Annotated in this window: 23 protein-coding genes and 1 pseudogene; 5 read left to right on the top strand and 19 right to left on the bottom strand. The window is 54.7% G+C overall.

Translation table 11 applies throughout. From position 1 onward, the window contains the following. Positions 1–14: 14 nt before the first annotated feature. The gene (locus GPL81_RS14430) at positions 15–419 is read right to left on the bottom strand and encodes a DUF6632 domain-containing protein (protein WP_160107288.1); all 405 of its coding nucleotides are present in this window, start codon (positions 417–419) and stop codon (positions 15–17) included. Positions 420–674: 255 nt separating this feature from the next. Here GPL81_RS14430 and GPL81_RS14425 point away from each other — a divergent pair. Further along, a pseudogene (locus tag GPL81_RS14425) lies at positions 675–785 on the top strand (AsnC family transcriptional regulator); the annotation flags it as partial. 8 nt (positions 786–793) lie between these two features. On the opposite strand, the gene GPL81_RS14420 reads toward GPL81_RS14425, so the two are convergent. From GPL81_RS14420 to GPL81_RS14380, 9 genes are all read right to left on the bottom strand, one after another. Next, positions 794–1975 carry an MFS transporter gene (locus GPL81_RS14420; protein WP_160107287.1) on the bottom strand — a complete coding sequence of 394 codons (1182 nt, stop codon included), beginning with the start codon at positions 1973–1975 and terminating at the stop codon, positions 794–796. A 116-nt stretch (positions 1976–2091) separates the two neighbouring features. Beyond that, entirely contained in the window at positions 2092–3321 is a 1230-nt protein-coding gene (locus GPL81_RS14415) for an aminotransferase class V-fold PLP-dependent enzyme (RefSeq protein WP_246218927.1), read from the bottom strand. A 137-nt stretch (positions 3322–3458) separates the two neighbouring features. Then, positions 3459–4355 (bottom strand): EamA family transporter, encoded by an 897-nt coding sequence (locus GPL81_RS14410; protein WP_160107285.1) that lies wholly within the window; start codon positions 4353–4355, stop codon positions 3459–3461. Between the two features lie 31 nt (positions 4356–4386). After that, a complete protein-coding gene (locus tag GPL81_RS14405; RefSeq protein ID WP_160107284.1) occupies positions 4387–5616 on the bottom strand; it encodes an ATP-grasp domain-containing protein in 1230 nt (409 codons plus the stop codon). A 31-nt stretch (positions 5617–5647) separates the two neighbouring features. Then, a complete protein-coding gene (locus tag GPL81_RS14400; protein WP_160107283.1) occupies positions 5648–6979 on the bottom strand; it encodes an ATP-grasp domain-containing protein in 1332 nt (443 codons plus the stop codon). 72 nt (positions 6980–7051) lie between these two features. After that, the gene (locus tag GPL81_RS14395; RefSeq protein ID WP_160107282.1) at positions 7052–8392 is read right to left on the bottom strand and encodes an ATP-grasp domain-containing protein; all 1341 of its coding nucleotides are present in this window, start codon (positions 8390–8392) and stop codon (positions 7052–7054) included. Positions 8393–8407: 15 nt separating this feature from the next. Next, on the bottom strand, positions 8408–9160 hold the full coding sequence (locus GPL81_RS14390) for a hypothetical protein (RefSeq protein WP_160107281.1): 753 nt from the start codon (positions 9158–9160) through the stop codon (positions 8408–8410). 66 nt (positions 9161–9226) lie between these two features. Next, positions 9227–9523 (bottom strand): 2Fe-2S iron-sulfur cluster-binding protein, encoded by a 297-nt coding sequence (locus GPL81_RS14385; RefSeq protein ID WP_160107280.1) that lies wholly within the window; start codon positions 9521–9523, stop codon positions 9227–9229. Positions 9524–9619: 96 nt separating this feature from the next. Continuing rightward, a complete protein-coding gene (locus tag GPL81_RS14380) occupies positions 9620–10876 on the bottom strand; it encodes an MFS transporter (protein ID WP_160107279.1) in 1257 nt (418 codons plus the stop codon). 152 nt (positions 10877–11028) lie between these two features. Between GPL81_RS14380 and GPL81_RS14375 the strand changes: the two genes are divergently transcribed. Continuing rightward, positions 11029–11478 (top strand): winged helix-turn-helix transcriptional regulator, encoded by a 450-nt coding sequence (locus GPL81_RS14375; RefSeq protein WP_160107278.1) that lies wholly within the window; start codon positions 11029–11031, stop codon positions 11476–11478. Positions 11479–11623: 145 nt separating this feature from the next. On the opposite strand, the gene GPL81_RS14370 is transcribed toward GPL81_RS14375, so the two are convergent. The 4 genes from GPL81_RS14370 to GPL81_RS14355 form a co-directional block, all read right to left on the bottom strand. Next, positions 11624–12016 (bottom strand): GFA family protein, encoded by a 393-nt coding sequence (locus GPL81_RS14370; RefSeq protein WP_160107277.1) that lies wholly within the window; start codon positions 12014–12016, stop codon positions 11624–11626. A gap of 165 nt (positions 12017–12181) precedes the next feature. Next, entirely contained in the window at positions 12182–13276 is a 1095-nt protein-coding gene (locus GPL81_RS14365; protein ID WP_160107276.1) for a hypothetical protein, read from the bottom strand. Positions 13277–13972: 696 nt separating this feature from the next. Then, positions 13973–15205 (bottom strand): DUF2235 domain-containing protein, encoded by a 1233-nt coding sequence (locus GPL81_RS14360; RefSeq protein ID WP_160107275.1) that lies wholly within the window; start codon positions 15203–15205, stop codon positions 13973–13975. A 409-nt stretch (positions 15206–15614) separates the two neighbouring features. After that, complete coding sequence (locus GPL81_RS14355) at positions 15615–16946, bottom strand: YiiX/YebB-like N1pC/P60 family cysteine hydrolase (protein WP_160107274.1); 1332 nt, start codon at positions 16944–16946, stop codon at positions 15615–15617. Positions 16947–17350: 404 nt separating this feature from the next. Between GPL81_RS14355 and GPL81_RS14350 the strand changes: the two genes are divergently transcribed. Further along, positions 17351–17986 (top strand): hypothetical protein, encoded by a 636-nt coding sequence (locus GPL81_RS14350; protein WP_160107273.1) that lies wholly within the window; start codon positions 17351–17353, stop codon positions 17984–17986. A gap of 36 nt (positions 17987–18022) precedes the next feature. On the opposite strand, the gene GPL81_RS14345 is transcribed toward GPL81_RS14350, so the two are convergent. The 3 genes from GPL81_RS14345 to GPL81_RS14335 all read right to left on the bottom strand — a co-directional run bounded on the left by GPL81_RS14345 (position 18023) and on the right by GPL81_RS14335 (position 19694). Continuing rightward, complete coding sequence (locus GPL81_RS14345) at positions 18023–18568, bottom strand: hypothetical protein (RefSeq protein ID WP_160107272.1); 546 nt, start codon at positions 18566–18568, stop codon at positions 18023–18025. Positions 18569–18636: 68 nt separating this feature from the next. Beyond that, the gene (locus tag GPL81_RS14340) at positions 18637–19083 is read right to left on the bottom strand and encodes a VOC family protein (protein ID WP_160107271.1); all 447 of its coding nucleotides are present in this window, start codon (positions 19081–19083) and stop codon (positions 18637–18639) included. Between the two features lie 53 nt (positions 19084–19136). Beyond that, positions 19137–19694 (bottom strand): ATP-dependent Clp protease proteolytic subunit, encoded by a 558-nt coding sequence (locus GPL81_RS14335; RefSeq protein WP_096512176.1) that lies wholly within the window; start codon positions 19692–19694, stop codon positions 19137–19139. Between the two features lie 263 nt (positions 19695–19957). On the opposite strand from GPL81_RS14335, the gene GPL81_RS14330 reads away from it, so the two are divergent. Beyond that, complete coding sequence (locus tag GPL81_RS14330) at positions 19958–20371, top strand: KGG domain-containing protein (RefSeq protein ID WP_160107270.1); 414 nt, start codon at positions 19958–19960, stop codon at positions 20369–20371. Positions 20372–20472: 101 nt separating this feature from the next. Then, complete coding sequence (locus tag GPL81_RS31425; protein WP_160107269.1) at positions 20473–20715, top strand: cytochrome d ubiquinol oxidase subunit II; 243 nt, start codon at positions 20473–20475, stop codon at positions 20713–20715. A 29-nt stretch (positions 20716–20744) separates the two neighbouring features. Here the strand turns inward: GPL81_RS31425 and GPL81_RS14320 are convergent, their stop codons facing one another. Together GPL81_RS14320 and GPL81_RS14315 are read right to left on the bottom strand one after the other, a co-directional pair. Next, entirely contained in the window at positions 20745–21767 is a 1023-nt protein-coding gene (locus GPL81_RS14320; protein WP_160107268.1) for an LLM class oxidoreductase, read from the bottom strand. A gap of 107 nt (positions 21768–21874) precedes the next feature. Further along, entirely contained in the window at positions 21875–22783 is a 909-nt protein-coding gene (locus tag GPL81_RS14315) for a LysR family transcriptional regulator (protein ID WP_160107267.1), read from the bottom strand. Positions 22784–23179: the final 396 nt, after the last annotated feature.

The raw sequence follows: 23179 nt of genomic DNA, 5'->3' as shown, positions 1-23179 counted from the left end.
AGTCAAACGGGCTCTCAGGCCCCATTGGGTGTCCGGGGCCAAGCGGCCAATGGCGAGCGGGGCGTCAAGATGGCCAAGGCAACCGCCACGATGAAGAGCGCCGGCACGTCACCTGCCAAGTGCCCCATTTGCCCCGGCTGGGTGATCGCCTGGGCGGCCATGACGCCTCCGTGTACGGCGCTGGACCACACGGTGAACCAGATCAGGCTCAGATTGGCTAATGGATCACGCGCGGCCAGGATCAAGAACACGCCAAGTGTGGCGTAGATGCCAACGATCATCATCGGGTAGTCCGAGTGACCGACGTGCCAGGCCCAGCCGGACGGCCAGAACAACATAAGCGGGTAGAGAGCAAGGCACGCGAGGCCAGCCAAAACCAGAACGACGCGCAAATACCTGAGGCGATCGACTACGGTCATGGCGGGCTCCTCTTTGGGCCTGACTCTAAATGGACCCCAAGTGGGGTGATAACGCCTTCACGGGCTTGGTGGATAGCATTCCTTGTTCTGTCGTCTATCCCTGACCAGGCCGGGCATTGTGACAGTCGGGTGATCGCTGATGGGGTTGATACACCATCGACGCAAAGCCCGATCTGCTCAATCAGTTCCGGCAGTAGACCAAGCATAGCTACTCATTTGCTATCGCTCCGTCCAGCGGTTGCTTCTGGCCGATTAGCGTTCCAGCGGCTGTACGACGACAGCCTTTCAACACTGCCCAATGTTCAAAGACTGACGTCGACGTGGGTGATGAAGCGGGTGGTTCAGGATCGGCCGTTGCCGTTGTAGTTCGGCGTTCAGGCGCCCACGGCTTCGACAGGCGTTTGCCCGCGGGCAAAGCGCGTCGCCGAGGTCTGCAGCAACAGCACGACCGACAGGGTCACCAGCAGGAACGGCAGCAGCCAGGCGTTCTCGATGATTGCCAACTGCAGACTGAGGATCAGCAGCAGCATCGGCGTTGCCAGGGCATTTGCCTTGCTCACGTACAAACCGACGGCCGCTTCGCTGTAGCGGCAGGCAATCGCGACACGGATATGCACACGAGCACCGCCAAAGGCCATGCCCAGAATTAACAGGCTCAGTGCTTTGAGAAACAGCGTGTCCGGCATCAGCCACCACATCGTGGTGGAAATCACCGCCAGCGCAGTCAGCGCCGACAGGTAAACCAGCAGGTTACGGCCGGTGTTGGCGATGATGACCAGCACACCGATCAGCGCCATGCCCAAGCCGAACACGGCATCAAGGACACCCAGTTCAAACAGCGTCCATCCGTGATTCGATACGTACACGGGCAACATGAAATTGAACGCGCCTAGAATCGGCCAGATCAGCACCATCGGCACAAACAAAGTCATCGGCAGTCTGGCGGGAGCCGCCACTTCGAGCTTCTCGCGAACATCCATGGGCAGGCCGTTGCGCGTGTAGCAAATACCCGCAACCAGCAAGAAACCGGTGCTCAGTACAAGGGAAAAACCGATGCCGGTCAGAATCGGCATCAAACCCGCTGCCAACAACGGACCGATCATCAGGGCCGCCTGGCTGGTGGCCGTGGTGGCGCCACTGATCCGCCGTACTTTGGTTTCATCCATGCCCCGTTGCAGCTGGGTAAACCACATGTCCAGGCTGGCCTCGAGCGACATGATCATCAGCCACACAAACAGGTTGGTGATCAGCAAGCCGAGGGTAAAGTTTCTCGAGAACCCGGAGATCAGCGCCAGGCCTGTCAGGCACAGTACGAACAGGCTGCTCATCTGGCGTCCGGTCATGTGGCGCGACAGGCGCTTGATCATCATCGGGGTGATGAACGCCGGTATGAACGAGCAGAAAATTGCCAGGGCCAACGGCAGGTAGTCGCCATCGTTCTGTTTGAGAATGGTCCAGGTCAACGAGACCAGCAGTGCGCCGGAAAACAGGCGGTAGACCGTCGAGCAGAACAGGAAAATGGCCAATTCTTTTGCGGTGCTTGGGTGTTCACTCATGTCGTCGATCCTTGCCCTTGAGTACGCGCGATTCATTGAATTTGAATGGCCGACGTCAGCCCCGGCGCCGCATTGAGCGGTGCAGAAGACTGGCGTCGATCCGGGCTGGCTGGGTGTCAGGCGAACGTGCGCATGACCTTGAGGGTTTTCTCGATATCTTCAGGGGTGTTGATGATCCCGGCAGAGAAACGCACCGTCGAATGGCGATACGGTGTGGCACTGGCGATGATCTTCTGCGCTTTCAACTTCGCCACGACATCCTTGGGCGTCCAGCCTTTAACGTCGCAGCACACGATGCCAGCGGAAAACTCGGCGGAGCGGGGCGTGTGCAGGTGCACATTGGGCAGCTTCGCCAGGCCTTCTTTCAGTTGACCGTTGAGTTCGGCGACGCGGTCTGCGATACGCTTGCGGCCGATTTTCTTGACGAACTCGAATGCTTCGATCACGCCCCACTGGTTTTCAAACGCCAGGAACCCTCCAGGGCTGACCCAGGCGGCCTGCGTTTCACCTTGCGGATCGCGTTGCTGGCGCCAGGCGTTGCCAGGCTCGGCGGCCATGATGGTAGGGATGGTGGGAGTGATCTGCGCCCATTGACCTTCACGTGCCCAGACCAGCCCCGTACCGTGCGGGCCAAGAATCCACTTGTGCGTGCCGGCGCTGAAAAAGTCGCAGCCCAGACTGGCCACCTGCGCCTCGGAACAACCGAAGCCGTGCACACCGTCGATCACATAGATGATCCGATCGGCTTCAGCGCGATCACGATTGAGTCGGGTCACAAGTGCACCGATATCCTTGAGCGGCAGGCGCACGCCAGTGCCCGAGTGCACCCAGGTCATGGCCAGAATGCGCGTCGAGGGTTTGATGGCCGCTTCTATGCGCGCGACGATCGCGTCGACATTGACATCCTCAGGCCCTTCGTACAGGTCGATGCGACGGATGCTCCCACCCCATTTGACCACTGCCAGGCGCATGGCCTCGTCGTGGGTATACCACTCGTGATGGGTGGTCAGGATTTCCTGATCGGCACGCAGCTTCAGGCCGTTGTAAATCATCGCCAGACCCTGCGTGGTGCTGGTGGTCAGCGCGATGTCCTCGGCCCGGCCACCGGTGTACTCCGCCGCCGCAGCGCAAACCTTGCGCCAAACCATGTCTTCGGGTTTGGCGAACATATTGTCTTCAAGGTAGGTGTAAGGGTTCTCGTCGAAGGCCTGGCGGTGGCGCGCCATCGCATCGCGTACCGGCTTGGGGTTGGAAGCCAGAAAGAAATTGGAAATGTGCACTAACTCCGGCGACAGCTTGAACTGCGCCCGTACCGACGCCCAATCGGCGGGGTCAAGTGTCGTCACGGTTTCATCCTTGACAGGCGCTTGACCCACCTGTGCGTTTACTACACCAGCAAACATGCTGCCTCCAATCAGGGTCGCTCCTACAGTGGCGCCCATAAAATCACGTCTTCCCAGACTCATACCGGTTCCCTATCGATTCACATTGAAGTGCGCGCAGGACGCGCGAATATAGCGTTGAAAATACGCTGACCATAGAGGCCGACGGCCAGGCCGAGTACGATCAGCACCACCGCCAGTACTTTGCTCACCGGCACACTTTCGTTGAACACCACTACCGAGCCGAGCATGCCGAAGATCGGCACCAGCAGAGACAGCGGCGCCACTGTGGAGACCGGATAGGTTTTGAGCAGCGAGTTCCAGATCCAGTAAGCGAACAGCGTGTTGGGATAGACCTGGAACAGGATCGACAACACGGCAGTCGTGTTCACCTGGCTGACAAACGCGGTGTAGCCGGCGCTGCCGTTCACCGCGTAATCGAGGGCGAACAGCGGAATCGGTGCAAACGCGCTGGACCAGACCAGAAAGCCGAAGACATCCTTGGTGCTGGCCTTCTTGTTGATGATGTTGGCAACGCTCCAGGACGCCGCGCCCACCAGCACCAGCAACACGCCGGTCAGGCTCACCGAACCGTCACTGATCTTGATGATGCACAACAGCCCCGCGAGGGCGATCAACATGCCCAGCACCTGGAAGCGGGTCAGCGCTTCCTTGAACACCCAACCGCCGAGCAGGATGGTGAAGAACGCGCTGAACTGCAGCACCAGCGACGCGATGCCCGCCGACAGCCCGGCTTTGATACCCAGATTGACCACGCCCCACAGACCAATGCCGAACACCAGGCCATAGCCGATGATGTAGCGCCACGGCACGTCGGGTTTACGGATGAAGAAAATCGCCGGTAACGCACAGAGACTGAAGCGGATACCCGCCAGGATGAACGGATCGACGGTGGCCAGTCCCAGTTTGATCACCGAGAAATTCACACCCCAGATTGCCGTTATCAATACAGCCAACACTACGTGCAGTGGTTTCATGGATTATTTGCCTTGATGAAGGAGGTCGGTGTCACGCCACAGAGGTCAGGTTGTGCGCCAGGCGCACATGTGAAAACAACGATTGCATCCATGCCCGGGTCTGCTGGGGTTCAGCGCTTTTGACGATGCCGGCCAATGGCGCTTCGAACGCCGAATACGTCACGTGCTCCGGCAACAGCGCGCCCACTGACAGTTCGTTCCATTGCACGACGTGCGCACTCGCGCGCAGCTCTTCGGCGCCGTCCAGGCCCTGGTAGATCCGCTCCGGATGGGTGTGCCCCGGGAACACAAACCAGCCGAAACCCAGGTCGTTCTGCTGGCGACTGAAGGCCGAAAGGTCCAGTTCGCCGTCTACGTGAATGCGTAATTCCAGCGACGGCAAGTGGATGCCCGTGGCGAGCTCATAGGTCGCGACCACATCCGCGCCACCGACCCGGTTACCAACCTCGAGGAACACCGGCTCGTCGTCCGCCATGATCGCTTCGAGATGGAACGCGCCATTGTGAATCTGCACCGCTTGCAGCGCCGCGCTGACCCACTCATGCATCGACGCCGTGGTTTCGATGTGCCACGAACCGAGCGGTTGACCGCGCTCCATGTAATCCAGGCAGGTGCCCACGTATTCGCTGGACAGCAGGGAGATGACCCGACCGTTCAATACCAGACCGTCGAAATGGCGGATCGGGCCGCTGATGTACTCTTCGACCTGAAACTCATCAACGCGCAGCGCAAGACCACTGATCTTTTGCCTGATCTCATCGAAGGCGCGAGCCGGTTGCTGATGAATGCTGACGTCCATGCTCGACGCGCCGCTGTGAGGTTTCAGCACGGTTGCGCCAGTCCATGGCACATGGCCTTGCAGTGCCAGATAGCGCTCCAGCGACATGAAGCGCGGTACACGCAGATGCCGGGCTTGAACCGCTGCTTTCATCTCCAGTTTGTTGCGCGCCAGGGTCACCGACTGCAACGACGCACCTTCGATATTCAGCACTTCGCGCAGACGCGCCGCGTCGAGCAATTCGTACTCGGACATCGAAATGACGCGATCAAAGGTTTGTGGGCTTTCGGCCAGCCACGCCAGCGTTTCATCGAAGGCACTGTTCAGCCCGGCTCGCACCACGCTGTGGCAGCGCAGGTCGGCGGGGAGCGTATCGATCGCCGATTGTTTGCCGATGTACGTGACATCGTGCAAGTCATGGTCTATCCCGCGGTGGTATTCGATACGCGGATACGGGACACGGTGAAGAATCAGGATTTTCATGCCGGGGATCTCAAAGCGTATTAGAGAGAAGTCAGGACGCGACCTTGAACAATTGCGCAGCGGACAGGTGACGGTTCAGAACCGTGAGCCACTGTTCACGCAGCACCGTCACCAGATCGCGGATGTCGATGCGCGCGTCATGCAACGCGACGCAGGCATGGGCCACGAAGTCGCTGTTGTCTCTGGGTGTTGCATGGATCAGCCGTGACCGGCCGATGATCCAGGCGCATTCGAGCAGCGCGATATCGTCCTTGGCCATGTCGAGGGTCTGCGCGGCCAACGTCAGCGTGTCATCAACCATGGTGCGGATTTCGCCCAGTTCGATCACGTCGAGCGTCATGTCCTCGGGTACGCCGAACATCACCGTGGCGGCGCTGCAGGTTGCCGGTGGCAGTTCCTGGGGCACCGACGCGCAGAACACCGAATCGACCCACGCCGCATACAGATCGACTCCATGTACCGCGTGCGCCAGCGTCCAGATTTTCATGCCGCCGGGACGACGGTTAGGCTCGATCACGGCCGTTTGGTAATCGGCATCACTGAGTTTGATCTCGTTGTGAAACGGACCGTTTCGCTGGCCGACCAGACGATTGACCTGCTCGCCGGTCTGACGAATCGCCTGACGCTCTGGCTGGCTGAGGCGGGCGGGCAGGATCTGCGCTACTTCCACGGGATAACGTCCGGTGGCGCTGACTTTTTCCGTGATAAACCACAGATCGCCCAAGCCGTCATAAGAGTATTCGCGGGTGAAGGTGATGAACGCTTCTGCCAACACACCGCCCTCCAGGTAGGGCGCCACTTCGGCAAAGGCCTGCTCGCAATCGCCCCCCGGTGCGACCATCACCACCCCGCGATTGTTGCCTTCACACGCCGGTTTGATGACGAAACCGCGTTCCTGGCGCAGGGCGAAATTGCGCACATCGTTGATGCTTCCGATCTGCTGGAAGTCCGGCAGCATGACCCCCAGCGGGTCAAGCAGGGGACGGTCGCGACGCTCGGCGATGCGGTAGGCCAGTTTGTCAAAGGCGCCCAGCGCCAGCTCGGCGTCGTCCACCGGCAGGCCGAGTTGTTCGAGCAGGGCCGCACCGCTGGCGACCGCGTTGTCGGAAAACACCATTGCGGCATTGATTCTGCCCGCGTCCTCGCCCAACTGACGCAGCGCATGGCGGACGAAATCCGGGTCCAGCGGGTCGGCATCGATGACCCGGTCACTGATCTGCAAGTCATGATCCTGAGGATTGTCCCGGACCAGCCAGGTCTCGGCGCCCCATTGCTGGCGCGCATAGTTGCGCATGTGCAGAACATCGCCGATCCGGCTCAGGTTGTAGTCCACTATTAACAATACAGGCGCACGCGGCGGCATGTTCTTCATCCTTAAATGCATGGAATTGTTCATGGACAGCATTGCTGTTCCAGGCGCTTGCTCAGCGGGATTTCAATGGCTTTCGACGTCGTACTGGATGTCCAGCGCCGTGGCGGAAAGACGCGCCAGACGCTCAAGTTCCGTTGCCTGACGGTCTCGGTCGAATGTCCACAGCAACTGGCCCAAAAACACTTCGCGGGCATGCGCGGGAATCACATCGCCTGCTTTGAGCAGGATGTGTTTCACCACCGGTGCCAGAGGCAGGTCGTTGAGGGTGACTGAGCTCAGCGTTCCCGGTTTGGCGAAATAAACCCGGAAGAAAGTCGCTGTGATCTGTGCGCTGCTGCCATCCGCCTGCCAGCCAAATTGGGTCAGGCGTTGCCCGAGCGCTTCGCGGGGCAGGGCGTCGTCCTGACTGGCCAGAAGCAGATCCAGCCACAGTGAGAGCATGCTGTGGCCGCCGGTGGCTGCCTCGACGCTGTGGGAAATCAAGCTGCCGCCAACGCGCGGATTGATCTCGATCAGGTCCCAGTGTTGCCCGGTGAAACGCGCTTCAACGTGGTAGCAGCCCCATTTGAGATCCATGCAGCCCAGCACGTTCTTCAGCCACTGCAAGCCCGTCGCAATCTGCGCCTGATCAAGGCTTGCCGGCGGTGTGGTGCAGCTGTCTTCCAGCACCGTGTCAGCGGTCTCGGTCACTTCGTATTTTTCATGGACGGCCACGACATGCGCCTGACCATCGACCAACAGCGTCTCGAAACTGAATTCCTGGCCGGCGATGTAATCCTCCGCCATGAATTGCAAGCCGTCGTGGAAGGCCGAGGCATACACCGTGTCCTCGACCGAAGCCTTGCGCAGTTCCTCAAGCGCTTCCCAGGTGGTGTCCTTGCGCATCGGAAACGCCGCATACGAAGCGATCCCGTGGATCGGTTTGATGAAGTAGCGCTGGTTCTGCGCTTGCAGTGTTTCCAGCATCGGTGCAGTCAATGCATAAGCATTGGCTTGCGATAATCCTGCCTCGGCCAGTTGGTTGCGCACCTCAAGCTTGTTGCGCAATGCCAGTGCCTGTCGGGCATCAATGTCATACGTTCCGAGCGCAGCGTTGGCTGCGGCCATCAGGTGTCGATAACCTTCCCACACACTGATGCAGCAGGTGACTTGCTCGCCGGACTTGCGCAGCGTCTGGAGTGCGTTGTTCACATCTTCCAGTCTCAACTGGTGAGAGTCTGCGGTGTAGAGCCGGTCCGCCCAGCCCTGAATCTGTTCCAGGCGGGCCGGCACGTGTTCCGGAAGCGGCAATGAAGTCAGTACGAAACACCGGAGCTGGCGGCGATGCAGCTCCTCCTTCAAGTCCTCCAGGAAAGAAAAGCCGCAGTGGCTCAGGATCAGAACGCCGGGTCGATTTGAATTCATTGCCTGCTCCATGGCTTAAGCTGCCTTGTCTTGCGGCTTGGCCAGGGTGTCGATGTACAGCTCGCTGAAGTACATGGCGAGAATTTTCTGATGCTCGGCCAGGTAGCGTTTCAGGGCTTCGATGTCCTGCTCACCTTTGATCAGGAAGCGCAGAGCGGCCCAGACTTCACCCGGATGGTCGTCGTTGATATCGGTGTGAGAGTGGGAAACCTGACCGATGATGTTTTTCTCGCCAACCGATGCCTTGAGGGCTTCGAGCTTGCGTGGTTCGAGCTTCACGTTCACGTACTCGACCAGGTAGGAATAGGCAACGACGCCCAGTGGGCCTTCGTGGTCCAGCAGGTAGGAGAAGAAACCCGCCAGCAACTTGGTGGACAGGTACGGTTCGGTGGCCAGGAACTCTTCGCGACTTACGCCGACACGTTCCAGATCCTGAATGAACAGGTCGTCGTGGAGCATTTCTTCCTGTTCGTAGTGGGCCCAGATCTGTGCAGCTTCCGGGCTGACTTTGGCCACTTCGACCAGGGCTTTTGCTTCAGCCACGCGCAGCAGACGGATGCGCCATGCGGTTTCGACCAGGTGACGTTTGTAGTACGCGCTGTTGACGTCTTTGCCTTCCAGGTGAGCGGCTTGAGGCACGGTTGCGTACCATTGCTCGACTTGTGTATCGATAATCCGGTCAATTTCCCCACGCAGATTTAACGACGCGGCAGCATTGAGAAAAGGAGTGCGATCACCATAGCCAACATTCTTTACACGGTTAAGCATAATCAAGCCTCTGTTTTGGGTTTGTTTTTAACGCGTTAATTAGTGAACCGACTGCAACTGCAACTATCAGCCAATGATTTCAATGGCTAATTCACCTCTTATCAGGCACTGGCACGCCAGACGGTATTCTTCGCCGGTGTAGCCCAGTACTTCGATAAACGCTTCTTCATCGCCGTCCCGAGGGTTTAACGCCTCGAGACCCGATTTGACTTTGATCAGACAGGCGCCGCAGGCCCCGACGCGGCAGCCCAGCGGGATCACATTCTTTCCACCGGCTTCCCACTCGATATCGGTAATAGGCGAGTTGACCGGTAATTGAAACTCAAGTTGATGCGACGCAATAGTGAGTGTGTGCAACGCCATACTGACCTCGGTTGATATTAAAGTGTGTGTGGCAGGCCCACAGTTTCACGCCATCCGTTAACTTATGATCGCGAGAAGTTTGTTGATGTTGGAAAGTTATTTGGAAGTCAGTTCCAGGTAGATCCAGTACAGCAGGGCGACTGCGCTGATGGCGGCACCCAATATACAAACGGCGACCCAGCCAAAGTGTGCATAAGTATAAGTAGCGGCTATTGCACCCAGGCCACTGCCCACCGAATAGAAACACATGTAGGCGCCCACCAGTCGGCTTTGTGCATCGGGTCGTGCGGCAAAGATCAGGCTCTGATTGGTGACATGGACGGCTTGCACGGCGAAATCCAGTAACACCACACCCACCACCATGGCGAACAATGAGTGTTCAACGAACGCCGTAGGCAGCCAGGACAAGGTCAACAGTGCCAGCGCGACGCCTGTGGTGCGATTGCCGAGCCCTTGGTCGGCGAGCCGTCCGGCCCGTGCAGCTGCCAGCGCACCGGCCACACCGGCGAGTCCGAACAAACCAATCTGGGTGTGTGACAGCGACAACGGTGGCGCGCTGAGCGGCAGTACCATCGACGTCCACAACACACTGAACGCGGCGAAGATCAGCAGGGCGAAGGTGCCCCGGACACGCAATGTGCGTTCGGTCAGGTACAACTGGAACACCGATCGCAGCAATTGCCAGTAGCCGCCTTTCGTCGGTGGCGTGGTGGAGGCTGGCATGGTGCGCATCAGCACCAGTGCCATGCCGATCATCAGGGCGGCCGAGACAAAATAAACGCCGCGCCAGCCGGCCAGATCAGCCACTGCACCGGAGACGAAGCGGGCCAGCAGAATTCCCAGCACCACGCCACTGGTCACGGTGCCGACGGCTTCGCCACGCTGCTCGGGACTCGCCAGTGAAGCGGCGTAGGCAACCACCACTTGCACCACGACCGCCATCAGGCCCACCAGCACCATCGCGCCGAGCAACATGCCCCAATCCTGCGACAGGCCAACTGCGCACAGGGCCAGAGCCGACAGCAGCATTTGTGTAAGGATAAGTTTCTTGCGATTGAGCAAATCACCCAGCGGAACGATGAACAACAATCCGACGGCATAACCGGCTTGTGTCGCGGTCACTACGACTCCAATCGTACCCGGCGAAACCGACAGGCTGGCAGCCATCGATTCCAGCAAAGGCTGGGCGAAGTAGACGTTTGCGACCGCCATGGCGCAGGTAATTGCAAAAAGAAAAGTCTGATAGCGACTGAGACTGGAGGTGTCCCGGGTTTGGGGGGCTTGCGTGTGCCCACCGCTGGATTTTTCGGCTTCGATGTCCATCTTTGCCGGGGCATGAGACTTGAACGGCATCACTCCATCCTTGGAATATGTGGTTTCAAAAGGAAACCGATGCGTTGATTTTTATCAAATGAAGTTGTTAAATGCAACCACATTTTGTAAAACATTTTTGTCTGACGTTAGAACTTTTCCCCCCTTCCTACTGACTCGCTTCCAGGAGATCCATGGCCAGACAGCAATTACTGGCGCAGAGCGAATGCCCGGTCGCCCGCACGCTCGAAGAAATCGGAGATCGCTGGGTATTAATGATCATCCGCGACGCGTTCGACGACGTTCGCCGCTTCAGTGAATTTCAGAAACGTCTTGGTCTCGCCAAGAACATCCTCACGGTCAAGCTCAAAATGCTCGTTGAGTTGGGCGTATTCAACATCCAGCCGGCATCCGACGGCAGTGCCTACAAAGAATATGTACTGACTGATATGGGGCGCGCGGTGTTTCCCATCGTCGTCAGCATGCGCCAGTGGGGGGAGCGCTACTTGTTCAACACAGGGGAGAGCTACTCGGTGCTGCTCGACAATGAATTGTCGGAGCCGGTAGAAACCATCGCCGTACGTTCCAAGGCGGGCAAGGTGTTGACCCCGGCCGATTGTCATCGGCGGGTCGTCAAGCGCTAGGGTGGGCGTGAGCATATTTCTGGCGCTTTCGAAATTGCGCCGCAAATCGCCCGTTACATCCACCAGCCTGACGCGTCGGCCATCGTCCTCGGTTACGAGTGGATGGTCGACCGGTTGAGTCCACAACCCGAAGCTGTCAGTCGACCTAGGGACATAAACTGGATGGTGTGTACCAGTGGGCTGCGGAGTCGACATGAATGTGTTTTTGCTTTTGAGGCATGAGAGACGTGTCGAGCGTGCCCAGTGCTATCGAAATCCAGTCGGTAAATTCGCATTGAAATCGTGACCAGAACAACGTCGATCCACAGGTCTCGCAAAACTCGCGTAACACCGTCTCAGAGGATGCATAGGTTTTGATGCTGGTGGCGCCGCTAAGTATCCGTAGCGATTTGCGGGGAACGCTGCCGTACGAAGCGAATGCTGCTCCGTGACCTTTGCGACACTGGCTGCAATGACAATGACTCACTGATTTTGGCGGAGTGAGTAGCTCGTAACTGACGGCTGCGCATAGGCAGCTTCCTTGGTATTTCTCTGTCATGCGTCCAGCCCTGCGCTTGAAAACACGCCAGCTTAACCATCTCAGGCTAGTCAGTCGACTGACCGCTATTGATCGGTTGCTGCCTGTCATGACCGGCGGAAGATGTCTAACAGCTCTATGTGGCCTATATACAGTGGCTGTGGTTGAGGCAGGCCACAGTCATTATCAAGGAGGACTATTTTTTATATCGCTGCTTGGGCTGTGTTTTATATCGATTGAATTGTCGGTTTTTATTTCTGGCTCTAACGTGTTATCAGTATTTATATTTATCAACTTGTCGAGTTGAAATTGCGTGTTGCCAAGGGAGTGTTTCGATTTATCCATAGATTTACTTATTGTAGTTACAGTCAGTTCAATTGCTTTATGATTTACTGCCGCCTGGTATTGATGTTTGAAGTTGTGGAATTTTCTAGCAGCATTCGATCTGGCCGAATTATTGTTGTTTAAATGCTGAATGCAACCTCTACTATAGTCAGTTTCGGTAACGTCCCTCCAACCGAGATCCGTCAGTGCTTTATACAATCCTGATGGGGTGATTTTGGTTGGTATGTCTGACTCGGAAGTAAGCATCGCATGATCGAGTATTTTTTGTACCAACTGAGAGCAATAATACGACCTCAACTGATATTCAGGTAAAGCATCTGGTGCCCATTCATCCAGAAATGCAAGATGCTCTGGAGTTAAATTCATCATTGTGTAAAGATCAGAAGCTGATGACATTAGGTTTGGGAGATTACTGGATATCAGTTTTTGTAAAGGGTTTAGGTTATTTTCCATTGACTGCTGTAATTCATCAATCGAGTAGGCGCAGCCAATGGTAGCGAGAATATAAGGCGATAAAATATCAAGGCGCTTGGCGGATTCAGTGGTGTCCAATCCAGACCTCAGGACGAGCAAGGGAGATTTTTTCTCCATGGCGCCAACTAAGATGTCCCCTATCGGAATGAGTCGAACGCCAAAATCTAGATCGACTTTACTCCAGTGTGATTTCGTTGGGGCATCCTCGGCGTGCATCTTAGGGGCTATCTTGCTCGCGGTTGTGGCCAGCAAAGATGCTGAAGCAATTGGGGCCGGAACAGCTTCTAGCGCTATGGTATCGTTTATGGCAACAGCAACATGCGTAAAATAACGTGAGGATTCGTGCGCCATAGCATCAATTTTGCGCTGCGCCCAAAATGAAGCGATCCGGTTGAATCGACTATTAGTTGACGTAAATATAACATCGCCACATTGAGGCTTTGGAAGAATGAACGAATTCATAGAGTAGCTCCATAATATCGGATGCAGTTGAAGGGCTTGTTGCCAATGATTATTTTTGATTTTCACTATAGACTTTAAATGTGTGAATTTAAGTATAGTACGTATTTACAGGTGGTGAGCCCGATGAAAGGTTAAAACGGCAGTTGACTAATTTAGGCCGGTTGCTGCTTGTCGCGTAGAGGCTGCAACCGACCTAGGCTGTGTGAAAACACACTTGATACGTCCAGCACTGCGATTTTTTTGGATTGCCTGTGGGAAGTAAAGATTGGTCTGTGCGGCCAACATCGGCGCTCATAGGGCTGTTGGGGCCGCGTCCGCGGTCCCAGCGGAAGTGCATGCATAGCCTCGGGAAGACAGTTAAAGTGCTCTAAACCAATTGATCGTACACGCCCGCCGAGCACCCCAGGTTGTTTTGGTCAAGTGAGGAGTCATTCCCAATTTTGCCAGAACGTCCACTTATCGCGGTAGATGTCCGTGATGACGAACCTCTTGGATTACCTAGCGGTAGTTGCTGGTGCCGATACATTTCACAGGTTACTCGGCATTGATGGACTGGTGACGCCAAATTCGACTGAACTTTTCCGAACTTGTATTATCGTTAAGGTCTATACATTAGAGTATTAGATTCGCAGTTGAACTTAGCTGGGTTTGCTGGATTTTTTTGGGGTTAAAATAATATATGTATATAATTCAATATTATTGGGGGTCTTTTTTTTGTGATTTACTTATTCTGGAGTATTCGGCTTCATTGTCTACGTCCATGATCCAGTCCAAAGAGGGTTGTACTCTTTTGGCTAGGTCGTGAAGGGATATGACTCGTCCTTTATTTATGTAGGCCTTGGGTGTATAACCGCCAGATGAGATCCACTCGAACACCGATGGATGAAAATACTGATTTGGCAGTATTTGACGCTTGTATTCCCCTCCACCTAAAACGGCTAGAACTATTTTGAATCCGCTGTAGAATTCTTTGTAAGAATCCCTGATTATTGACCAGTCGGTATTGCCGCCAGCTTCGCCGACATACGCCGTAAGTTTCTCAAGATCTCCCATAAATTGGCACACCTCGGCTAGTTCTCTAAGCATCCAGATGTATGAGATGTTCGAAAGTTCGGTATTTTGATAGCCGCCCCCGATATTGCTATGCACGCCGCAAAACCATACTTCTCTGACTTTTTTTGGGTCTGCGTCCGCTGCTTTCCAGTAAGATGGCTTGAAGTGAGGTCTTGTCTCATCAAGAGCTAGCGCGTGACGGACATGCAGTACTCCTGTAGGCGATATTTTGTGAAACTTGTTAAATGTCTTTTGAAATGCCAAAGAACCGACAGTATCCCAAAGCCCTAAAAATTCAATTGTAATGAGGCTTGGGTCATATAGTGACGACTCTAGTCCCCCTTTGTAGAGTTCATCGTAGCGGTACGCTTTCCAAAGATTAGGGATTTCTTCCTCTGGAATCGTACGCCTGCTTTTGGGGAGGCCTACGTGTTTGATAAAAGCAGCTAGGCTACGTGCAGCAAAGGCGCCACGGCTAAACCCGAAAATGTAGATTTTGTCCGTCTTATGATAGCGCTCTGCTAGGAATCTATAAGCATCTCTGATTCGAGTGCTTGTTCCAGTCCCGGTCGCCCCGTCAATTAATTCGTCATTGGCAGAGCCTTGAGTTCCTACACCATTGATGTAGAGAGCTTCACCTTCAAACCCCTCGCCGACGTCTAAGGTTGAAACTAATCCGTAGTATTTATATTCATTTTTTCCGAAAAGCAAGCTACTTGGATTGTAGCTGTCTTTGTTGTTGGTTAGCGTGCACCAGAGTTTAAATACATTGCTTTCAACTCGATTTCGGAAAACTTCGTTGTTTGACTTAAATAGAACATCCTCTTGAATTGGGCTGTTTCCAGTCCCATCCAGGCAAACTACTAAATGTCGCATAGTGGCCTCTCCCGCCCATTACAAATGCACCAGCACTACCATTGATCGGTGGTGCGTCGAGATTGTTTATAGTTAGTAGTAGTCGAGTATTGGAAGGTTTTCCAGTCAACCTTGACGGCTAAGAGCCTTAAGCTAGGCTATCGGGATTGGTTTTTGAGTGAGGCTTTAAGATCTGTTTCTGGTCGCGCCTATAGGGAAAGCGTTTTCTAGCGCAGGTTTAACGTCCAGAAACCTGAACAAAAAAACGCATATTTTTAAGCCGCGTTTTTATACCGCTCTAGGACAGGACTAGATTTGCCAGTGTTAGCCATCGATCACGGAGTGCATTATTCGGGGTAACCATAAAGTTCAGTAGAGTATCGTGCGGCTTATGTTCCTTGGGATGAAGAAGCTGCGTACTTCCGAACATTTAAACACTGTCAACGGTTTTTCCAGTGCTGATTAACATATTAATGAGCTTTAGGGATGTTATGATATTTTTGTATAATTTTTGGTATGATTTCCTTGTCTCGCTGTTGAAAACCCAAGCGAATGGATCCCCCAAATCTTCGTATTTTGATAGCATTGTTAGATCTGGTAGAGCAGCCAGAAATTTATTAATATACTCTGATTTTACATTTCTAAAGTCTTCAAATTTGTCATGTGGAAATTTGTTAGCGAGGATGCTGGAAAGACCCGTTTCGGCTATTATTAAATACGTTAAAGTTCTTACTGTTTCTCTAGTGATTTGCAACTCAAGAATTGCAGCTGGAGTAGGAAGTCCCGCATAAGCACTGCTCCCGGTACCGTCTGTGTCGGTATTCAAAATTGTGTGCTCAATCAATGAATCAATGTTGGCCAGCCAAGCGAGGTCCAGCAATGGTTCAATCTGATTTAATATGCGTACAATTTTCTCTGAATATTCATCGTCGATAAGTTGAGGGGCGGTTCGGAATTGCTTGGTTAGCGTAAATTCGGCTGCGCAAAACTGTGCCAGCAACGCTTGTGTATGCAAATTGTCTCGATGGTTTTTCTGTATCAACTCATGATATTCTTTTTGCAATTTCAGACTCTTAAGTACTTTCTGATCGGTGGTGTGAAAAAACGTGGACATTGATAAGCTTCCGTCCCCAGGAACATCAATAGTACCTAGGATTTTGTCATGTTCCGGTGAGATGACTTGAATAATGGAGTCAGCAGTGATGTCCTTCCAAGGGGCAGATTGGCAAAGCATATATAAATCTAACGGCAGTACACTGTTATCGGGCATCTCGCACAGAGGCATTCCGGCAGAACGGTATGCATGCGCAACCAATCTTGAGCAAAACTGAGTCGTATCACCTTCCCGGAGTTTTCCAAAGTACGTACCGAAGCTATATTTTTGTTGCAAATAACGCATGCCCGCTTTTGCTATTTTTGTCGTTGCGTCGCCTGATACGCCAACGTGCCGATAAATTTTGTATTGGGTTGCTTTGAAATTTAATGCGTCAGTCACAACTTCCAACGCAACTATCTTTCCATTCGCATGGATGATGAGCCCATCTCCGACTCCGAGCATCACATGTGAGTATCTTTGAATACCGGTTTTCAACTCAGTCTGAACAGGGGTGCGAATTTTTGCCAATAATCGTTGGCCGTGAATATTGACCAATTGTTTAAGTTTACCTAATCCAGTGGAGTCAGGAAGTACAAAAATAATGTCTCCCGCTCTGACCGACATGATGTCAAATTTTACTTCATGCTTGTCGTCGAGTTGACTCATAACAAGGCTCCACCGTGAGTGGTGGTTAGGGGGGCTGAATTTGAGTTTAGATGGCTTTCAGGTAAATCACAGGGTTCGAGATGAGTCCGGCGATGAACGTCAGCGGTGTCGCAGATGAGCTAGCTCTGTTCCCCTGGAGTAACATTGATTTGGCGGTCATGAAGGGCTGCTTCTGGCCGAACGCGGACCTAGCCGAGCGTCTGCTTTTGGCCGGTTGCTGCCTGTCGCGAAGGGCAGTTGACGACCCGTAGCAGACGATCAGGGCTATGGAAAATAAATCTGCGTTTTTTCTGTTTTTCAGCCAATTTTCCGGGATATGGCCTTTTGCAATCACCGCGCACTCTCTAGAATCCGCCCAGCACTCCGGCCATGGAGGCGCTATGCCATCATTTTAGGAAGCCATCATGCAAATTGGAAAAATTCTGGGGTTGGCCCTGGTACTAGGGTTGAGCGGTTGTGCCAGCTTCACCAAGGATGAAGTGGCACCGGTGAATCTGCCGTCCATGTCGAGCTATTCGAACAAGCCGAATGTGTATGTGGACTTCGATTTCTACCAAGGCGCGCCAAAAAGCGCCTCAGCCGTTGAAATGCCCCAAGCGCGCGACATGCTCAAGCCTGAACTACAAAAAGTGCTGACCGATTCCGGGCTCTTTGGTCGCGTCACGCTGGATGAATTCCAGAAGCAACCTGGCGATTACAACCTGCGCCTCAAGGTTTACAACCACCCGCCTGGTGGTGGTCAGCTTGTCATGGCCTTTATCAGTGGGCTCACCATGACCGTCATCCCTTCGATGGCCACTGATCAATACACCATGAGTCTCGAGGCGCTTGACCAACAAGGGCTGGCAATCAGCAATGCCAGTAACCATGACTCGATCAATACCTGGATCGGTATCTGGTTTGTGCCTTTGATGGGCAATACCCCGAAAGCGGCGATTAGCGATACCTTCAGCCGCCAGGTCAATGCATTGCTCAAACAAATGGTAGAGAGCAAGAGCCTGAAATATTCGGCACTCGATTCCGGCGTGTCACGGATCTGAAAAAAAAGAGCCGCCATTGCGGCTCTTTTTTTACCCTCATTTCAGGGCTTGTATGAACTGCGGGTCGCTGTACAAGGTCTTCAGCAAATCACGAACCATCGGGTTGTAGGCATTGGCGGCGTTCGGGATCGCAATGGCTCCGAAAAAGCTGCTGTCCCACTGGCGGCTCACATCCTTGGTCGCGTCGTAAACCACCTCATTGCCCTTGAGCAAAGTAAAACGGGCAGCGAGCTGGCCGGTACCGGTACCCACGCCTGCCGTCAGCTCATTCTTGACCAGCAATACATCCAGGTGCCGCTGTGCTTGCGGATCCAGCAGGCCCGCTCGGCGCAGTTCTTCGTTGATGGCCTCCTGAATATGCAGTGGGATGCTGCCACTGGGCGAGCTGATCGGATTGGCCCGAACACTCAGCGAGCCCTGGCCAGCGTCCGCCTTCACCTGAGCATTGCTGATTGAGTGCAGTGGCGGGGTCTGTTTGAGCTGTTGGACGTTCTCGTAACTCGGCTCATAACGCGTCATGGTGACACCACAACCTTGCAGCAGCAGCGCGAGTAACGGGACGAACAGGAGGGACTTTTTCACGGCATTTCCTTGCATGAGAGGAGGGGGCCGCGATTATCGTAAGATGGCACTTAGCTATCAATCATGTTTCAACTTTTGGCTGAGAAAAACTGCTCGGCAAGCCCGACGATAATGCCCTCAGGCCCACGCAAATAGGCGAGCCGGTACGAGGTCTCGTACTGCATCTGGCCAATGAGTTCGGCGCCATGGGCCTGCATCCGCGCCACGACAGCATCGATACCCACGACGGCAAACATGATGCGACGAAGACCCAGGGTGTTCACCGGCGCATCCACGGGGCCGAACCTGACCGCGTCTGGCGTGTGGAATTTGTCCAGCTCTATTCCCTGCCCGTCGGGCGTGCGCAGCATCGCGATCGTGGACCGGACGTCTCCAAGCCCTATGAGGCTCCCGACCGCAGGGCCTTCAACGGTGGTTTGGCCTTCGAGTTTGAGGCCCAGTTCGATAAAGAACGCTTTTACCGCTTCGAGATCGTCAACGACGATCAGGACGTTGTCCATTCTCTGGATTGTCATGGGCGTTGGTCCTTCTTTGAACGGTGTCGTGGAGCTCCCGGCTTTCAGGCTCGTCAACCGCCGCTGACTTTCCAGTGTTTGACGTCATCAGCAAATACCATCTGCTTCATCTCATGAGCAATGCCGTAGGCCAGGGACTCGTGGGCGGCGATGACTTTTTCCTCGGCGGACAGGCAATGGAAAATATCCAGTTTGGTCACGGCGTCCGCCGTTTCGAGCGTGAAAATTTGCACATAGCGTGCAAGATCATTGTCGAGACTGGACAGGTATTCGCGCAGTCGTTGGTGGTCGACCGATTTTTGGCTGAAGTACCAGTTCATCGGGTGAATCAAGAATCTGGCATGAGGCGAAGTGATACGTCGATTGGCCGCCAGAAACATGATGATCCCCATCGATTCGATATTGCCGGCGTTGATGGCGCAGAGCGGAACCGGCAAGGATTTGAGGAACGTGTAGAGCGTGAAGCCGAAGTTGGTGCTTCCGCCACAGGTGGACAAATTCAGGAGCAGTGAGGTTGCGCCCTGGTCGATGGCTTCCAGGCAGCAATCCCTGAAGCGTTCAGTGGTTGCCTGATCGATCTGGCAGTGAAAGTGCACGATATGTTCTGTCATCGACGACCTCCTGAATGACATGCCGGGAGGGCTGCTTACAAGATAATCAGTCTAGTGAAACTTGATCCTGATGTCTGGAAATCCGGCATGCGGCGCCCCTTCATCATGGGGATGCCGCCAGTCGAATGAGTTGATTTTCGATGGAACCAAACCCCGAAATCCGCTCGTCGCGAGCTCGATATTTCCGTTCAAACTTTCGATTTTTGGCGCCCTCCGAATTAAACGGGCACCTGCTCGTGTCAACGATCTAGAGGTGAACTGACATGGCCAACACAGGAAACAACAACCCAGGCGGTTTTTCTGACCGGGACAAGACTTCGCAAGCCGGCAAGAAAAGTGGAGATGTTGCCAAAGATCCACAACGCACCTCTGAAGCAGGCCAAAAGGGAGGCCAGGCTTCGGGCGGTCAATCATCACGGGATTCGGACCGTATGTCCGGTGGCGGACAAGGAACGAATCGCGGCGGTGAATTTGCCGACGATAACGAAAACATGTCCAAGCCCGGCCAGAAAGGCGGTCAGGCTTCAGGCGGACGGCAATCAAACGATCCTGATCGTATGAGTAGCGGTGGACAGGGCAGTGGTCGCGGGACGCATGTCACCGATGATCGCAACAAGTCCTCCGACATGGGACGCAAGGACAATGAGCAGGGTGGCGGTGGAGGACGCAAATCCTGATGCAGTGTGATTGCCCATCAAGCCCCGACCTGTACTCGGGGCTTGATTTGATTGAGCATCGATCCGGGAAAATCTGAAAAAAGCCCTAAATCGAGGTTTTCATGGAAGCTGCGCGGTTGAGCCTAGGCATCGAAACCCTGGATCAGATCTGCGCCAAGGATCGCAGGACCATGGCTGTGACGATCTTGCCCATCTGGGACGCCAATGAAACGTGGCTCGTGCTGGGTGGCTTCGCGCTACTGATCCCGGTGACGCTGATCTACAACACTTTCGGCTTCAGCGTCTTCAGTGTCTTCAGCGTCTTCAGCGTCTTCAGTGGGAAGGTGCGTTCTGCCCGCAAATGACGGTGACGGTTCCAACAATGCGCCAGGCCTCAAACATGCGACGGGAAGTGCGGCAAGACGTGCTCACTGAGCTCGTCGAGAATCTCTCCATAGGGTTGGCGGCTGACCTTGGGGTTAAGCGCGATATGCGAAATGCCGGCAGCTTGCGCTTGTTCCAGATAATTGCGCAGGCCGTTGCGCCCGGCCCGGAAGCCTCCCTGAATGCGCTGGAATGGCTGGTCCGGGTTGTCGCTGAGGTCAAAATAGCCACCCAGACCTAAGGGTTTGAAAGCGTTTCGGCCTTCGATCTCACGCACTTTGGCGTGCCAGCTCTCGCCCAACGATGCCAGTCGCTCGGGGCTTTGCACGCCGGCCAGATAGCCATCGAGGTGTTCGGCCAACCATTCAATGTTCTGCTGCGCCTGGCCGACAGCGATTGAAGGGACGCGGCCATACGGCGCTTTCGGTACCAGGTCGAGGTTGCCGAATGAGTGACCGAATCGCTCGGAGCGAAAACGCGGGAAGTTCTGCTCGATCAGGGTGCGAAACACCGAAAAGGCATCACGATACCGATCACCACGGGTTTCATAATCGATACCCAGCATCGGGTAGTCGCTGTATCGATCGCCCGAGGACAGCCCCAACACCACGCGCCCTTCACTCAACTGATCCAGGGACGTCGCTTGTTTGGCCAGATACATGGGCTCATGGGTAGGCAGCACGATACCGGTGGTTCCCAGGACGATGCTGCGCGTGGCGGCGGCCAGGAAGCCGATGTAAACCAGAGGCTCGAAGATGTGCGCCACATCGTTGTAGTCCGGGTCGTAGAAAGGAATGTCACGCATCCACAGCGCGCCAAAACCAAGCGCCTCCGCGCGTTGCGCCATTTCCACGTGGCCACGCATGGTCGGTGCCGCTCGGCCGGCGTGGGTTTCGAGGGGCAAAATCAGGCCAATCGTCAGTGCCTGGGGTTTAAACAGACGCTGAAAACCAGGGTGACGCTCAAGCGAGGGATCAGCGGTCGGTAGGGCGGCAGGTTGCGCTTGTGGCGAGGGTTGGGTGGCGATAGTCATGATGGCAGTCTCGGTGAGTGGCGATGACTGACATATTTATTGAATCCTCAACTCGGATAAACAGCAGTAAACGACCATTACACGGTCCGCTGAATCCCTAATGATGTTCAGATTTCCCAAGGCACCCCTGATTCCCAGCGTTCAATCAACAGATCAATAAAGGCGCGGACACGCGGGGACAACTGACGCTTGCTCGGGTAGACAACCCGGATGGGGTCGGGCGATGCGCGGTAAGGTTTGAGTACCTCCACCAACGTTCCGTCGCGCAGGTCGTTACCGGTGATATAGGTCGGCAAGTGAATCAGGCCAATGCCAGTCAACGCCGCTTCGCGCATGGCTTCAGAACTGTCGATGTTCAGCCGCCCTGGCTGTTCGTATAAATAAAGGCCGGTAGGTGTCTGGTAACGCCAGACACTGGCCTGGCCACTGATGAACGCTATGGTGTCATGCCCGAGAAGATCAGCGGGCGTTTGTGGTACGCCGCAGCGGGCCAGATAAGACGGCGAGGCGCACGTTGCGAACTGCTGCCAACCCACCGTTCGGGTCAATAGTTGTGAATCATCTTTTGGCGCGCCAATGCGGATGGCTATGTCGATACCTTCTTCGACAAGGTCGACAAACCGATCGGTAAACCAGACGTCCGCGCGAAGTTCAGGCCACTGTTTCAGATAAGCATCCAGAATCGGCAGGATATGGCGTTGACCGAAGGATAGGGGGGCTGTGAGTTTAAAAGTGCCGGTCGGCCGCCCACGGCGCAAGGCCATGGTTGCCTCTACCTCATCAAGATCCTCGAGAATTTGCTTCCAGCGTTCATAGGCAACCCGCCCCTCGTCAGTCAGGCTCAGTTTGCGCGTCGTGCGATTCAGAAGCCGTGCTCCCATTCGACCTTCAAGGCGAACAATACTTTTACCTACAGCCGATCGGGTCAGACCGAGTGATGCGGCTGCAGAGGTGAAACTTCCAGCCTTCACAGACGAGACAAACGCAGCGATGTCACCGAATCGGTTGGCTTCCATGGGTAGCTTTACTCCAGTGCGTATGCGTTGTAGCGGGAAATGACGTCCCCCAAGACAGGTTCTTGCAGTGTCTCAAAATCAAAAACGCTGTCGAATCAGGTTTTGTCTCCTGCTGATGAGCCCACTGAGGGGTGGCTGTTGGTGATCTCATCTGATTATGTGGCTTGCGAGCCCATCTTTCACTGCTACGCTTAATACGTCGGAGCTGTCCGCAAGGCGACATGTTTCGCCCCTTGGATCCCGGTGATCCGAGGCCTTTCACGCCACCAGCCATCCTCAGCCGCTACTGCCGACCGTGCCAGGCCATATTTCGGTCACGCGCGCTAAACCCATGCACATGTGTTGACCCGCGAAGGAACGGAGGAAGGGGTGTGATTTTTCACGACCCCAAATTGG

Origin of the sequence: Pseudomonas izuensis (genome assembly GCF_009861505.1) — a bacterium.
GTDB classification, from domain to species: domain Bacteria; phylum Pseudomonadota; class Gammaproteobacteria; order Pseudomonadales; family Pseudomonadaceae; genus Aquipseudomonas; species Aquipseudomonas izuensis.
Note: the sequence above shows the minus strand (reverse complement) of the source record. Positions and strands in the feature narration are given on the sequence as shown.

Bases quoted from the DNA above. Each gene is read 5' to 3' on its own strand.
- GPL81_RS14430 (WP_160107288.1), bottom strand. From the start codon at position 419: ATGACCGTAGTCGATCGCCTCAGGTATTTGCGCGTCGTTCTGGTTTTG.
- GPL81_RS14420 (WP_160107287.1), bottom strand. From the start codon at position 1,975: ATGAGTGAACACCCAAGCACCGCAAAAGAATTGGCCATTTTCCTGTTC.
- GPL81_RS14410 (WP_160107285.1), bottom strand. From the start codon at position 4,355: ATGAAACCACTGCACGTAGTGTTGGCTGTATTGATAACGGCAATCTGG.
- GPL81_RS14405 (WP_160107284.1), bottom strand. From the start codon at position 5,616: ATGAAAATCCTGATTCTTCACCGTGTCCCGTATCCGCGTATCGAATAC.
- GPL81_RS14400 (WP_160107283.1), bottom strand. From the start codon at position 6,979: ATGCCGCCGCGTGCGCCTGTATTGTTAATAGTGGACTACAACCTGAGC.
- GPL81_RS14395 (WP_160107282.1), bottom strand. From the start codon at position 8,392: ATGAATTCAAATCGACCCGGCGTTCTGATCCTGAGCCACTGCGGCTTT.
- GPL81_RS14390 (WP_160107281.1), bottom strand. From the start codon at position 9,160: ATGCTTAACCGTGTAAAGAATGTTGGCTATGGTGATCGCACTCCTTTT.
- GPL81_RS14385 (WP_160107280.1), bottom strand. From the start codon at position 9,523: ATGGCGTTGCACACACTCACTATTGCGTCGCATCAACTTGAGTTTCAA.
- GPL81_RS14380 (WP_160107279.1), bottom strand. From the start codon at position 10,876: ATGCCGTTCAAGTCTCATGCCCCGGCAAAGATGGACATCGAAGCCGAA.
- GPL81_RS14375 (WP_160107278.1), top strand. From the start codon at position 11,029: ATGGCCAGACAGCAATTACTGGCGCAGAGCGAATGCCCGGTCGCCCGC.
- GPL81_RS14370 (WP_160107277.1), bottom strand. From the start codon at position 12,016: ATGACAGAGAAATACCAAGGAAGCTGCCTATGCGCAGCCGTCAGTTAC.
- GPL81_RS14365 (WP_160107276.1), bottom strand. From the start codon at position 13,276: ATGAATTCGTTCATTCTTCCAAAGCCTCAATGTGGCGATGTTATATTT.
- GPL81_RS14360 (WP_160107275.1), bottom strand. From the start codon at position 15,205: ATGCGACATTTAGTAGTTTGCCTGGATGGGACTGGAAACAGCCCAATT.
- GPL81_RS14355 (WP_160107274.1), bottom strand. From the start codon at position 16,946: ATGAGTCAACTCGACGACAAGCATGAAGTAAAATTTGACATCATGTCG.
- GPL81_RS14350 (WP_160107273.1), top strand. From the start codon at position 17,351: ATGCAAATTGGAAAAATTCTGGGGTTGGCCCTGGTACTAGGGTTGAGC.
- GPL81_RS14340 (WP_160107271.1), bottom strand. From the start codon at position 19,083: ATGACAATCCAGAGAATGGACAACGTCCTGATCGTCGTTGACGATCTC.
- GPL81_RS14335 (WP_096512176.1), bottom strand. From the start codon at position 19,694: ATGACAGAACATATCGTGCACTTTCACTGCCAGATCGATCAGGCAACC.
- GPL81_RS14330 (WP_160107270.1), top strand. From the start codon at position 19,958: ATGGCCAACACAGGAAACAACAACCCAGGCGGTTTTTCTGACCGGGAC.
- GPL81_RS31425 (WP_160107269.1), top strand. From the start codon at position 20,473: ATGGAAGCTGCGCGGTTGAGCCTAGGCATCGAAACCCTGGATCAGATC.
- GPL81_RS14320 (WP_160107268.1), bottom strand. From the start codon at position 21,767: ATGACTATCGCCACCCAACCCTCGCCACAAGCGCAACCTGCCGCCCTA.
- GPL81_RS14315 (WP_160107267.1), bottom strand. From the start codon at position 22,783: ATGGAAGCCAACCGATTCGGTGACATCGCTGCGTTTGTCTCGTCTGTG.